Source organism: Pseudomonas sp. CCI3.1, from assembly GCF_034313985.1.
GTDB lineage: Bacteria > Pseudomonadota > Gammaproteobacteria > Pseudomonadales > Pseudomonadaceae > Aquipseudomonas > Aquipseudomonas psychrophila.
The window spans coordinates 5,017,917-5,030,575 of record NZ_JAVIWO010000001.1; the positions used below are offsets into that span (position 1 = coordinate 5,017,917).

Annotated in this window: 11 protein-coding genes and 2 pseudogenes; 11 read left to right on the top strand and 2 right to left on the bottom strand. The window is 48.2% G+C overall.

Annotation, left to right across the window (positions count from 1 at the left end; translation table 11 throughout):
- The first annotated feature begins 25 nt into the window (after window positions 1-25).
- The 10 genes and pseudogenes from RGV06_RS23055 to RGV06_RS23100 all read left to right on the top strand — a co-directional run bounded on the left by RGV06_RS23055 (window position 26) and on the right by RGV06_RS23100 (window position 10,755).
- Window positions 26-979, top strand: a complete 954-nt coding sequence (locus RGV06_RS23055; RefSeq protein WP_322151540.1) for a hypothetical protein — start codon at window positions 26-28, stop codon at window positions 977-979.
- Window positions 980-1,139: 160 nt separating this feature from the next.
- Window positions 1,140-2,180: a polysaccharide biosynthesis protein gene (locus tag RGV06_RS23060; protein WP_019826754.1), complete on the top strand. Its 1,041-nt coding sequence runs from the start codon at window positions 1,140-1,142 to the stop codon at window positions 2,178-2,180.
- 3 nt (window positions 2,181-2,183) lie between these two features.
- The gene (gene wbjC / locus RGV06_RS23065) at window positions 2,184-3,302 is read left to right on the top strand and encodes a UDP-2-acetamido-2,6-beta-L-arabino-hexul-4-ose reductase (protein WP_322151541.1); all 1,119 of its coding nucleotides are present in this window, start codon (window positions 2,184-2,186) and stop codon (window positions 3,300-3,302) included.
- Between the two features lie 23 nt (window positions 3,303-3,325).
- Window positions 3,326-4,456 carry a non-hydrolyzing UDP-N-acetylglucosamine 2-epimerase gene (wecB, locus tag RGV06_RS23070; protein ID WP_322151542.1) on the top strand — a complete coding sequence of 377 codons (1,131 nt, stop codon included), beginning with the start codon at window positions 3,326-3,328 and terminating at the stop codon, window positions 4,454-4,456.
- 4 nt (window positions 4,457-4,460) lie between these two features.
- The gene (locus RGV06_RS23075; protein ID WP_322151543.1) at window positions 4,461-5,681 is read left to right on the top strand and encodes a glycosyltransferase family 4 protein; all 1,221 of its coding nucleotides are present in this window, start codon (window positions 4,461-4,463) and stop codon (window positions 5,679-5,681) included.
- A 60-nt stretch (window positions 5,682-5,741) separates the two neighbouring features.
- Window positions 5,742-6,332, top strand: a pseudogene (locus RGV06_RS23080) (sugar transferase); the annotation flags it as partial.
- A gap of 21 nt (window positions 6,333-6,353) precedes the next feature.
- Window positions 6,354-6,959: pseudogene (locus RGV06_RS23085) on the top strand (acetyltransferase); the annotation flags it as partial.
- A 95-nt stretch (window positions 6,960-7,054) separates the two neighbouring features.
- Window positions 7,055-8,233 carry a DegT/DnrJ/EryC1/StrS family aminotransferase gene (locus tag RGV06_RS23090; protein WP_019826743.1) on the top strand — a complete coding sequence of 393 codons (1,179 nt, stop codon included), beginning with the start codon at window positions 7,055-7,057 and terminating at the stop codon, window positions 8,231-8,233.
- A gap of 84 nt (window positions 8,234-8,317) precedes the next feature.
- Window positions 8,318-10,315: a polysaccharide biosynthesis protein gene (locus RGV06_RS23095; RefSeq protein ID WP_322151544.1), complete on the top strand. Its 1,998-nt coding sequence runs from the start codon at window positions 8,318-8,320 to the stop codon at window positions 10,313-10,315.
- Between the two features lie 110 nt (window positions 10,316-10,425).
- Window positions 10,426-10,755: a ComEA family DNA-binding protein gene (locus RGV06_RS23100; protein ID WP_019826739.1), complete on the top strand. Its 330-nt coding sequence runs from the start codon at window positions 10,426-10,428 to the stop codon at window positions 10,753-10,755.
- Between the two features lie 63 nt (window positions 10,756-10,818).
- Here RGV06_RS23100 and RGV06_RS23105 read toward each other — a convergent pair whose 3' ends face one another.
- Entirely contained in the window at window positions 10,819-11,382 is a 564-nt protein-coding gene (locus tag RGV06_RS23105; protein WP_322151545.1) for a TetR/AcrR family transcriptional regulator, read from the bottom strand.
- 138 nt (window positions 11,383-11,520) lie between these two features.
- Window positions 11,521-11,688, bottom strand: coding sequence for a DUF2897 family protein (locus tag RGV06_RS23110; protein ID WP_019826736.1), 168 nt, complete (start codon window positions 11,686-11,688; stop codon window positions 11,521-11,523).
- A gap of 228 nt (window positions 11,689-11,916) precedes the next feature.
- On the opposite strand from RGV06_RS23110, the gene pyrF reads away from it, so the two are divergent.
- Entirely contained in the window at window positions 11,917-12,615 is a 699-nt protein-coding gene (gene pyrF / locus RGV06_RS23115) for an orotidine-5'-phosphate decarboxylase (protein WP_162207968.1), read from the top strand.
- Window positions 12,616-12,659 lie beyond the last annotated feature (44 nt).

Sequence of the window (12,659 nt, forward strand, 5' to 3'; positions counted from 1 at the left end):
ATCATAAGCAGTAATGTGTGGTGCTATGAAATATTTTTCACATGGAACTTTGGCTGCTGCTTGGGCTTTACCTGTTTTAATTTTTAGTCTTTTTATGTTTCCTTTTTTTACATCAGGTGATCAGGAATTCTATAGGAAGTTTTATAGTGGTGTTTCTGATATGTCCTTTGTGGAGGGTTTCGTTTTCTATAAAAAGACCCTGGGGACAAGTGAAGCAGGTTATTTCTTGTTGACTTATCTTTTTTCGACAGTCCTACAGAAAGATGTACTGTTTTCATTGTTGAATTTCGTTCTATTTCAGCAAATTTTTTCATGGCTACTAAGGCATGACGTGAGTCGTGTTTTGTTTCCCATGGTGTATTTTAATTTTTACCTCATTGTTCTTGCTTTTTCTGCGGAACGACTTAAGTTGTCGTTGTTGTTTTTTTTGATTGCGTATAGTGCCTCCGGCCTTTGGAAGATTTTATTTTTAGCAGTTTCAGTTATGTCACACGTGCAAGTTTTAATAATTCTTTTGTCTGCCCAAGTTAGGAGGTTCAATACGGTCTTAAGCGAGTTTTCTCAAGGTCGTATCGGTTACGGGTTCGTGTCGTTGATGTTTTTGATAATGTTGATGCTTGGAATGTTGTTCGTATTGAGAGAGCATATCTTATCCAAGTTTCTTGTCTATTATGATCTTTGGGGAGGGGGCGGGGCAATATTGAAGCCTCTTTTCTTTACGCTGTTAACCGTATGCTATGCCGGTGACAAAAAACTTGAAGCCTTGCTGGCTTCGTTACCATTGGTCTTGTGTGCGTATTTGATAGGTGGGGAGCGTATTGTTATTTTTAGTTATTTCATTTTTGTATTTTATGCTCTTCAGGTTGATCGTGGAATTAATGTAGGTATTGTTATAACAGGTTTGTACTTTTTTTATAAGGGTCTCTTGTTTGTAAGCAATGTTGTGTATTTCGGGGACGGCTTTGCAAGTATTACTTAATATACCGGTAAGGCGCTATACTTTTCAAATCAAACTCAAATCATGCTTATTTTGAATTTATTGTTCCTGTCTCTGTGTCAGGGCGAATCAGTTGAGCGCAATAACTGCGTACAAGCAGTGCATGGTTTCAAAATAGTGCATCCCTTTAGGAAGATAGGCTGTGAAAAATTTTTCAGGAAAAAAATTATTAATCAGTGGCGGCACTGGGTCATTCGGTAATGCTGTTCTCAAACGTTTTTTAGATAGTGGTATTGCTGAAATAAGAATTTTCAGCCGTGATGAAAAAAAACAAGATGACATGCGCAAGCATTACAATAACGCCAAGTTAAAATTTTATATTGGCGATGTTCGCGACTATCAAAGTGTGTTGAATGCCACTCGAGGTGTTGATTATATCTTCCATGCGGCGGCACTGAAGCAAGTACCTTCTTGTGAATTTCATCCCATGGAGGCGGTCAAGACCAACGTCATAGGCACTGATAATGTGCTTGAAGCTGCCATTCAAAATGAAGTTAAGCGTGTGGTTTGTCTTAGCACTGATAAAGCGGTGTATCCCATTAACGCCATGGGTATATCCAAGGCCATGATGGAAAAAGTGATGGTTGCCAAATCGAGAAATGTCGATGAAAGCAAAACGGTCATTTGTGGAACTCGATACGGTAATGTCATGGCTTCCCGGGGTTCAGTGATTCCCCTCTTTATTGAACAAATTCGAGCGGGAAAACCGCTGTCGATTACCGATCCAAATATGACCCGTTTCATGATGACTTTGGCGGATGCGGTTGATCTTGTTTTGTACGCATTTGAACACGGTAATAACGGTGACTTGTTTGTTCAGAAGGCACCGGCAGCCACTGTCGAAACCTTGGCGCGCGCGTTGATTACTATGATGGGCATGCCAGAGCATCCTATCCAGGTCATTGGTACTCGCCATGGTGAAAAATTATTTGAAGCGCTTCTTAGTCGAGAAGAAATGGCGTGCGCTGAAGACCGCGGTCAGTACTTCCGGGTGCCGCCGGATTTGCGGGACCTGAACTATAGTAAATATGTTGAGCAGGGCGAAGAAAAAATATCCAGAATGGAAGATTACAACTCTCATAATACCGAACGGCTTGATGTCGATGGCATGCAGCGGTTGCTTTTAAAGCTATCATTTATGCAGGCTATCCAACGTGGCGAACACGTCGCGCCCGAGGAGTAAGCTATGAAAGTTCTTATCACAGGGGCTAATGGATTTATTGCACAAAATTTGTACGTTCAGCTGTGCGAACGCAAGGATATAGAGGTTTTACGCTTCTCCCGGGAGGACAACTTGTTCTCGTTGAAGGAGATGCTTTTGCAAGCGGACTTCGTGTTTCACCTTGCAGGCGTTAATCGACCCGAAAACCCCAATGATTATAAATCCGGCAATGTGGATCTTACACAGGCCGTGTGTGATGGAATAGTTGCAAGCGGACGGAAGATACCCGTTCTCTATACGTCTTCAAGCCAAGCAGAACTCGAGAATGACTACGGCATCAGTAAGTTAGCAGCTGAAAATGCGCTCATGGATTTCTCTGACAAACAAAATATACCGGTACATCTATTTCGTTTGCCAAATGTGTTCGGTAAATGGGCTCGGCCTAATTACAACTCGGCAGTAGCCACTTTTTGCCACAATATTTCGCGCAATCTACCAATTCAGATTAACAACCCTGATGCAGTTATTAATCTAGTCTACATTGACGACGTCATTGCTCATTTCATTGCCGTTATGGAGGGAGTAAAACATGGCACTCCTTTTGTTGCAGTTGAACCTGCATATTCGATAACGGTTGGGCAGTTGGCTGATCAGCTCGTTGCATTTCGTGATAGCCGCCATAGTTTGATTACGGAGGCAGTAGGGGCAGGGCTGACACGAGCACTTTATTCGACGTACCTTAGCTATTTACCTCCTCAGCAATTTACCTACGAGGTTCCTAAATATGGAGATGCTCGTGGTGTATTTGTGGAGATGCTAAAAACGCGTGACGCGGGTCAATTTTCTTATTTTACGGCTCACCCAGGTATCACGCGAGGCGGACATTACCATCACTCAAAAACTGAAAAGTTTTTGGTTATCAAGGGCGATGCATGTTTTCGCTTTCGTCATGTTGTATCAGGTGAATTCTACGAATTGTTCACTTCCGGTGAGAAGCCAGAGATTGTTGAAACTGTTCCTGGCTGGACTCACGATGTCACCAATATTGGCAGTGATGAAATGATGGTCATGCTTTGGGCGAATGAAATATTTGATCGTCAACACCCGGACACTTACACAATGCCTGTTGGTATCAAAGCCTAAATATATTTTAATCAGAGTTTGTCATGAAAAAATTGAAAGTAGTTACTGTTGTCGGTACGCGTCCTGAGATCATACGCCTGTCCAGAGTGATGGCTGCATTGGACGTTAGCTGTGAACATATACTGGTTCATACAGGTCAAAACTACGACTATGAACTTAATCAGATTTTTTTTGATGACCTCGGCATCCGTAAACCTGATTATTTTTTAAACGCAGCAGGTAGCACGGGTGCCGAAACCATCGGTAATGTCATCATTGCCGTTGACCGTGTACTGGCTGAAGTTGAGCCCGAAGCACTTCTGGTTTTGGGCGATACTAATAGCTGTATGGCTGTTATTCCAGCAAAGCGTCGTAAGATTCCTACGTTCCATATGGAGGCGGGTAATCGTTGCTTTGATATGCGTGTCCCTGAAGAAATTAATCGACGTATAGTCGATCACACCGCTGATATCAACCTGACTTACAGCACGATTGCGCGTGACTATTTGCTCCGTGAAGGCCTGTCGCCAGATATGGTAATAAAGACCGGCAGTCCAATGTTTGAGGTGCTGAATTACTATCGTCCAGGTATTGATGCTTCTGATGTACTTGAGCGATTGGGTCTTGAGGCAGGCAAGTTTTTTGTTGTCAGTGCGCACCGTGAAGAAAATATCGATTCTGATAAAAATTTTTTGAAGCTCGTTGATGTTTTGAACACAGTAGCCGAGCATTATGATTATCCGGTGATTGTCTCTACTCATCCTCGGACTCAAAAACGCGTAGATGCCATGGGCGTCACATTTCACAATAATGTGCGTTTGCTTAAACCGTTGGGCTTCAAAGACTACAACAAACTGCAACTTGATTCTAAAGCGGCTTTGTCCGATAGCGGCACGATTAATGAAGAGTCGTCAATTCTCAATTTCCCGGCGCTGAACTTGCGTGAGGCTCATGAGCGGCCAGAAGGAATGGAGGAGGCTGCGGTGATGATGGTGGGCCTGGAGGTTGAGCGGGTTATGCAAGCATTGGAGTTGCTGCGCACCCAGCAACGTGGCGCAGCGCGGTCGTTTAGACTGGTAGAAGATTACAGCATGCCAAATGTCGCCGAAAAAATTGTTCGTATCATTCACAGCTATCGCGACTATGTCATGCGTGTGGTCTGGAAGAGGTATTAAATAAATGGGAGTCCGTGTTTTACTGTTGACTCAATGGTTTGATCCCGAACCCACATTCAAAGGACTTGTTTTTGCAAGGGCGTTGGTCAAGCAAGGATTTGAAGTCGAGGTGGTAACGGGATTTCCTAATTATCCTGGTGGCAAAATCTATCCAGGATTTAAGCTGAAGTTGTTTCAAAGAGAATTCATTGATGGCGTTAAAATAACTCGGCTTCCTTTGTACCCTAGCCATGGACAAAGCGGCATTGGTCGAGTTTTCAATTATGTGAGCTTTGCTGCAGCCAGTCTTTTTTATGGTGTGTTCTTCGCGAAACGTCCAGATGTTATTTATGCGTACCATCCACCCCTGACGGTGGGTATAGCAGCCTCGATTATCCGTTTTTTTCGTCGTGTACCTGTACTGTACGATATTCAGGATATGTGGCCGGACACACTCAAAGCAACCGGTATGTTCTCTAATGACAAACTACTAGGTGTTGTGTCTAAAGTTTGTGATTGGGTGTATAGGCATGTTGATAAGCTGGTGGTGCTTTCGCCTGGTTTTAAAAAGGTCTTGATTGAGCGGGGGGTGCCAGAAGATAAGATTGAAGTTATTTATAATTGGTGCGCCGAAGAGCAAATCACCGCCAGTGCAGAAACCCCTATTTGTTTCTCTGATAACGCCAGATTTCGTATCCTCTTTGCTGGAAATATGGGCAAAGCTCAAGCACTGGATGCCGTCTTGGAAGCGGCGTATACCTTGCAATCGCGTAGCAGGCCTGTTGAATTCATATTTCTTGGTGGGGGGGTTGAAGTTGATGCTCTAAAAAGAATCGCTATCGAGAAGTCACTCACAAACGTTACTTTCTTACCTGCTGTTCCGATGGCGGAAGTCGGAGGCTATCTGAAAGCTGCCGATGCCCTTTTGGTGCACCTTAAAAAAGACCCCTTATTCAAAATCACTATTCCCTCTAAAACGCAGGCTTATATGGCAGTTGGCAGGCCATTATTGATGGCTGTTGATGGTGATGCTGCTGAACTTGTAAAACAGAGTGGTTGTGGCGTAGTCGTTGAGTCCGAGAATGTAGATTCTCTCGTCTCAGGTGTTGAATTACTGTTGAATTCCAGCGCTGAAGAACTCGCACTGATGTCTCAAAAAGGGCATGATTTTTATCGTAAACACTTATCGCTTGACCAAGGGGTCTTAAAGTTTTCGAAGGCTTTTAACTTTCTTGCTAAGAAATAGAATATTGTTCTTGATCACCCTATTGATGGCTGAGAGTTAGACATGGTGCAGGTGAGGTATATGCTCAAGCGTTTATTTGACGTTGTTGTTTCTATGGTTGCATTGATTTTATTATTTCCCATCTTGCTTGTGGTTGCTTGGTTAGTTAGGCGCTATCTTGGATCCCCGGTTCTTTTTCGTCAGGTACGACCAGGTCTGAATGGCAAACTGTTCGAAATGATTAAATTCAGAACCATGCGTGATGCATTTGATCACTCAGGTAACCCGCTGCCGGATAGCGCTCGAATGACACGGTTGGGTAGTTTTTTACGTTCCAGCAGTCTTGACGAATTACCAGGGCTTTGGAACGTATTGAAAGGTGACATGAGTCTGGTGGGACCGAGACCTTTATTGGTGGAATACCTCCCGCTTTATAGTCCTGCCCAGGCCCGTCGTCATGATGTAAAACCCGGTATTACTGGCTGGGCACAAGTCAACGGTCGTAATGCCATAAGCTGGGAACAAAAATTTCAATACGACATTTGGTACGTTGAAAATCAGTCATTTTGGCTGGATTGCAAGATTATTGCCTTGACCCTTAAAAAGGTTTTTGTGCGTGAAGGAATAAGCGCAGAGGGTGAGGTAACCATGTCCAAGTTTTTGGGTGAGAAGCCCCCCAGAAAATTTGCAATCCTGGGAGCTGGAGGTCACTCGCGAGTTGTGGCTGATACTGCCGAATGCTGCGGCTGGACAGACATAGAGTTTTTTGATGACAACTGGCCCTCCACTAAATTTGCGGGTCATTGGGCTGTCGTTGGTGATACACAGACGCTTTTAGCACGCTTCCATGAATTTGATGGTGTCATCGTCGCTATCGGTAATAATGAAATTCGACGCTTAAAAATGGATGAGTTGAGCAAGGGCGGTATTGTTTGTGACTCTTTGGTCCATCCATCGGCAACGATCAGTCGATACGCTACTCTTGGAGCGGGTGTCGTCGCTTTTGCAGGGGTTGTTGTAAATGCCGGTGTTAAGATTGGCGATGGCGCTATCTTGAATACGGGCTGCAGTATTGATCATGATTGTGTTTTAGATGACTGTGTTCATGTCAGTCCTGGCGCGAGAATTGCGGGGGCTGTGCAGGTTGGGCGTATGAGCTGGATTGGAATTGGTGCCTGCGTCAGGCAAGAGATCAGCATAGGGGCCAAGGTCACGGTTGGTGCCGGAGCCGCAGTGGTCAACAATATTACTGATGGTGTGACTGTCGTCGGTGTACCTGCCAGAGCTTTGTCAAAATAATAATCGCGAGAATGTATTCCTTCGTAGCTGGTTTATTTCATCCCGGGCAGACGTGGGCTGACTTTCATAACATTAAAAATTATGGGAACTGAATTGTGTTGAATACCCCATTTTCTCCTTGGCCTTCTTTCACGGAAGAAGAAGCAGACGCCGCACGTGATGTCATCTTGTCTAACAAGGTCAATTACTGGACAGGCCAAGAGACACGATCTTTTGAAAAAGAGTTCGCCGAATGGGCGGGCACTGATTATGCCGTTGCCCTGGCTAATGGTACCGTGGCTCTTGATCTGGCATTGAAAGCACTCGCAATAGGTGCCGGGGATGAGGTTATCGTTACGCCACGTACTTTCCTCGCGTCGGTTTCGAGCATTGTTAATGCAGGTGCGATACCCGTTTTTGCTGACGTTGATCTGGATTCGCAGAATTTTTCAGCGCAAACCATCCAGGCGGTTTTGACTCCTCGTACCAAGGCATTGATCTGCGTTCATTTGGCGGGATGGCCATGTGATATGGACCCGATCATGGCCTTGGCCAACGAGTATGGCCTGAAAGTAATTGAAGACTGTGCCCAGGCTCACGGTGCTCACTATAAAGGTCGTCCCGTCGGTTCTATTGGTCATATTGGCGCCTGGTCATTCTGTCAGGACAAGATCATGACCACTGGCGGTGAGGGCGGCATGGTCACCACTAACGATCGTCAGCTCTGGGCCGATATGTGGGCTTATAAAGACCATGGTAAGAGCTGGGAAGCTGTCTACGAGCGTGAGCATGCTCCTGGCTTTCGCTGGCTGCATGAAAGTTTTGGTACCAATTGGCGGATGCTTGAAGTTCAGGCCGTGATCGGTCGTATTCAGTTGCGTCGCATGCAGGATTGGCACCGCGCTCGTCTGAGTAATGCCCAGGCTATCTGGAAAGTTGCACAGCAGCTTCCGGCACTGCGCGTTCCCGTGTTGCCTGACGATGCGGTCCACGCAGCCTATAAATGTTATGTATTCGTACGCCCTCATTGTCTCAAGTCGGACTGGTCCCGAGACCGGATTCTCAATGAAATTGCCGCTCGGGGTGTGCCCGCCTTTGCCGGTTCATGTTCAGAGGTTTATCTGGAAAAAGCTTTCGACAATACTGACTGGCGTCCTGTGCAGCGTCTGGCTAATGCGAGAGAACTGGGTGACACGAGTATGATGTTTATGGTTCATCCAACATTGACCTCGCAAGAAATCGAGTTGACCTGCAAAGTAATCAGCGAGGTTGTTCAGCAAGCTTCGTTGGCGTGAGGTGTAACCTTGCGGTGTTGGTTCGGAGTACCGGGCCGCAAAGGGCTGATGGTTTTTTAGAGCAACAAAGGTGTCATGGGATTTATGGATAAAATTCGAGCGTACTTACTCAACCTTTCTCGGCGACAAAAACGCGTAATTCAAGTCACCACAGATGTAGTACTCGTTTGGATTGCCTTGTGGCTTGCGTTCGTTGTACGTCTTGGCATCGACGAGATGATCAACCCGGTCATATTGCACTTTTGGCTGTTTGTAGCCGCACCAATAGTTGCCATCCCCTTTTTTATTCGCTTTGGTATGTATCGCGCCGTGATGCGGTATTTCGGCAACGATGCGCTGATCGCTATTATCAAAGCCGTCAGTCTTTCGTCGTTGGTTTTGGCAGTGGTGATGTACTGGTACAGCACCCCCGCCAATGTCGTCCCGCGCTCGATCATTTTTAACTACTGGTGGCTGAGTCTGGTGATGCTCGGTGGTTTGCGCCTAGCTATGCGTCAGTACTTTTTGGGTGACTGGTTCTCGGCTGCTCAGCATGTGCCATTCACCAGTCGTGACGATGGCCTGCCGCGTGTAGCGATTTACGGTGCCGGTGCAGCCGGTAATCAGCTGGTTGCAGCCCTGCGAATGGGGCGGGCCATGCGGCCTGTGGCGTTCATTGATGATGATGAGGGTATTTCTGATCGCATCATCTCGGGCTTGCAGGTCTTCAAGCCAGAACACATTCAGCAGATGATTGATCGTACGGGAGCCCAGGAGCTTCTGTTGGCTGTTCCTTCATCTTCCCGTGGTCGGCGGCGTGAAATTCTGGGTTTGCTTGAGGGTTTTCCGCTCCACGTTCGCAGTGTTCCCGGCTTTATGGATCTGGCCAGTGGCCGGGTCAAGGTTGATGACATTCAGGAAGTGGACATCGCTGACCTGCTGGGTCGCGATCCGGTACCGGCCCAAGGTGAGTTGCTGGAACACTGCATTAAAGGTCAGTGCGTGCTGGTAACCGGGGCGGGTGGTTCCATTGGATCGGAGTTGTGCCGTCAGATTCTGGCCCTGAAACCGACGACGTTGCTTTTGTACGAGCACAGTGAATTTAATCTTTACAGCATTTTTGGCGAGTTGGACCAGCGAGTTAGTCGCGAGTCCCTCTCAGTGAAAGTGCTACCGATTTTGGGTTCAGTGCGTAATTCACATAAGTTACTGGACGTGATGAAGACGTGGCATGTCGATACGGTGTATCACGCAGCCGCGTATAAACATGTCCCCATGGTTGAGCACAATATTGCCGAAGGCGTGCTCAATAACGTTATGGGTACGCTCAACACCGCCCAGGCGGCGCTGCAATCCGGTGTCGCGAACTTTGTGCTGATTTCCACTGACAAGGCCGTGCGACCGACCAATGTGATGGGCAGTACCAAGCGCTTGGCCGAGATGACGTTGCAGGCGCTCAGTCGCGAGATTGCGCCGGTATTGTTTGACGATGCCGCTAATGTGTCACGGGTTAACAAGACCCGCTTCACTATGGTTCGTTTCGGTAATGTGCTGGGGTCTTCCGGGTCGGTGATTCCGCTTTTCCACAAGCAGATCAAGGCCGGTGGCCCGTTGACAGTGACCCACCCCAAGATTACTCGTTACTTCATGACTATTCCTGAGGCCGCGCAACTGGTGATCCAGGCTGGCTCAATGGGGCAGGGGGGCGATGTATTTGTCCTGGACATGGGCGAACCTGTGCGTATTGTCGAGTTGGCCGAGAAGATGATTCATCTCTCAGGCTTGAGTGTTCGCTCCGATAAAAACCTGCATGGCGACATAGAAATTGAGTTCACTGGCTTGCGCCCCGGCGAAAAGCTTTACGAAGAGTTACTGATTGGTGACAACGTAGTCGCGACCCGGCATCCCATGATTATGTGCGCTAACGAGGACATGTTGCCGTGGGATGAGTTGAAGCAGCGGTTGTCCCAACTGCTTGATGCGGTTGATAAGGATGATTATGTCCGGGTTCGCCAGTTGCTACGTGAGACCGTCAGTGGCTATGCGCCAGAAGGTGAAATTGTGGACTGGATTCATCAGCAGCGCCGCAGTGAGTTAACTTGACTACATACTCTGCAATGCACTGATTTTTGACACTCGATTCACATCGCCTACGTTTGGAATACAGCTCAGGAGAGCTGTTTTCAACTTAACGCTGTAATGGAGTGTCACTTATGCGTATCGCTTTTATCTCTTCGATCTTTTTGGCGTTGATGGTGGGTTTTTCGAGCGTGATTCATGCTGCTCCCTCGGTAGAAGCAACTGAGCCGGTTGCAGCTGCGCAAGTCGAGTCGGGCGCACAGGTGGTGACGATCAATCTCAACACCGCTGATGAGGTAACGCTTCAACGTGAGCTCTCTGGCGTTGGCGCTGTTAAAGCCAAGGCGATCGTGGCTTATCGCGAAGCTAATGGTGAGTTCGTGTCCGCGGATGAGTTGCTTGAAGTCAAAGGCATAGGCAAAGCTATCTTTGAAAAGAATCGCAATAAGGTGGCGGTCAAGTAAGTCAGGCAGTTGAACGAAGAAAGCCAGTCACTGACTGGCTTTTTTTTGTTCTGACGAAAGTGTTCAAGTGTCTGACGTTGATTGCTTCAAGGCGCTACGCGTCACGTCGAGGATCTTTTCCTTTAACGCAGCGTTCTCAGCCCCGCGCGCGAGAACCAGTGCTCCTACCAGAGTCGCGAAAATCACAATACTTTGGTCTTCGGCGTCTGGCCCTTGCAGTGTGGCCTGGATCTGTTTGAGTCTGGCATCGATCACGTAATCGGTGGTTGCGCTAGCCTGCCCCTGTTGTGCCATTTCTGCAGACATGGTCGGCAATGGACAGCCTTCTTGAGGGGAGGTCAGATGCCATTCTGACAAATAGGCATCAATGAACGCATGCAGGGGTTGTGGCTGGCTGAACAGCTCGGCGCAGATACCGTCAACCTGGCCAGCGGCGTGTTGCAATGCCTTTTCCACCAAGTCGTTTTTGGATGAGAAATGGGCGTAAAAACCGCCGTGTGTGAGGCCCAGGGATTTCATCAGGGGCTGCAGGCCCGTTGCACCAATGCCGTCTCTGCGAAAGAGACCGGATGCTTCTTTGACGATGCGCTGATGGGTTTGGGCTTTATGATCTTGTGAGTAGCGCATGACACGTGTCTCTTTATGCAATGGACCATCATAGCGTTGAGCTCAAAGGCGATGCATTGGGCATTCATGTAATTGTGCGTAGGTTTTTGCCCTTGGAAACTCACTCTTTGTGATGCAGGCCCTGACTGAATCAGGTGTTTATCGATCCTTCGATTCTTTGGCGTCCATTTCTGCATTGCGTTCAGCTACGCGCTTGCGTTGCTCGTCGGTCAGTTCAACTTTGTTGGCGGTGTCACGCAGCGTCATCAGGCCGCCCACGATGGCACCGATGGCGACAATCAGTATTAACCAGGCATACCAGGGCATAGTGTTCTCCTTGGTTGGAACTTCACTGGGCAAGGATTGCGCAGTGGATAGCTGTCTATGATATTGAGTCGGTAAGTGTCTACTCGTTCCATTGTAGGCCGGTTATACAGTAGCGCGCGTTATTACCCCGGTAATGACTAAAATCATGAATTTACGATCATCGGGTGCCGGTTAGCGGCTGGTTCCGCTACAATGCGCGCCGATTTCGACCAGCCTGAGAACCCGCTAATGTCCGACTGCCAGACTCCTATTATCGTCGCCCTGGATTTCCCTACGCGTGACGCCGCACTGAAGCTGGCTGATCAATTGGACCCAAAGTTGTGCCGCGTCAAGGTAGGCAAAGAGCTTTTCACCAGTTGCGCCTCGGAAATTGTCGGGACTCTGCGTGACAAGGGTTTCGAGGTTTTCCTGGATCTCAAGTTTCACGACATCCCCAATACCACGGCAATGGCGGTTAAAGCGGCTGCTGAAATGGGCGTCTGGATGGTTAACGTGCACTGCTCGGGCGGTTTGCGCATGATGGCTGCCTGCCGAGAGGTGCTCGACAAGCGAACGGGCCCGCAGCCTCTGCTGATTGGCGTAACGGTGTTGACCAGCATGGAGCGAGAGGACCTTGCTGCCATTGGCCTGGATATCGAGCCTCAAGAACAGGTGTTGCGTCTGGCAGCCCTGGCGCAGAAGGCCGGGATGGATGGTTTGGTGTGTTCTGCTCTGGAGGCACAAGCGCTGAAGACTGCGCACCCGACTCTGCAACTGGTAACCCCGGGTATTCGTCCCGCAGGCAGCGCTCAGGATGATCAGCGCCGTATCCTGACACCGCGCCAGGCACTGGATGCTGGCTCTGATTACCTGGTGATCGGTCGTCCAATCAGCCAGGCGGCTGATCCGGCCAAAGCACTGGCTGCAGTGGTCGCCGAGCTGGCTTAACGAGTAGCTCGGGGGCTGGTCAGCCAGCTCCCGAGGCACACTTT

Coding starts and splice junctions, on each gene's coding strand:
- RGV06_RS23055 (WP_322151540.1), top strand. CDS start 26: ATGAAATATTTTTCACATGGAACTTTGGCTGCTGCTTGGGCTTTACCT.
- wbjC (WP_322151541.1), top strand. CDS start 2,184: ATGAAAGTTCTTATCACAGGGGCTAATGGATTTATTGCACAAAATTTG.
- wecB (WP_322151542.1), top strand. CDS start 3,326: ATGAAAAAATTGAAAGTAGTTACTGTTGTCGGTACGCGTCCTGAGATC.
- RGV06_RS23075 (WP_322151543.1), top strand. CDS start 4,461: ATGGGAGTCCGTGTTTTACTGTTGACTCAATGGTTTGATCCCGAACCC.
- RGV06_RS23095 (WP_322151544.1), top strand. CDS start 8,318: ATGGATAAAATTCGAGCGTACTTACTCAACCTTTCTCGGCGACAAAAA.
- RGV06_RS23100 (WP_019826739.1), top strand. CDS start 10,426: ATGCGTATCGCTTTTATCTCTTCGATCTTTTTGGCGTTGATGGTGGGT.
- RGV06_RS23105 (WP_322151545.1), bottom strand. CDS start 11,382: ATGCGCTACTCACAAGATCATAAAGCCCAAACCCATCAGCGCATCGTC.
- RGV06_RS23110 (WP_019826736.1), bottom strand. CDS start 11,688: ATGCCCTGGTATGCCTGGTTAATACTGATTGTCGCCATCGGTGCCATC.
- pyrF (WP_162207968.1), top strand. CDS start 11,917: ATGTCCGACTGCCAGACTCCTATTATCGTCGCCCTGGATTTCCCTACG.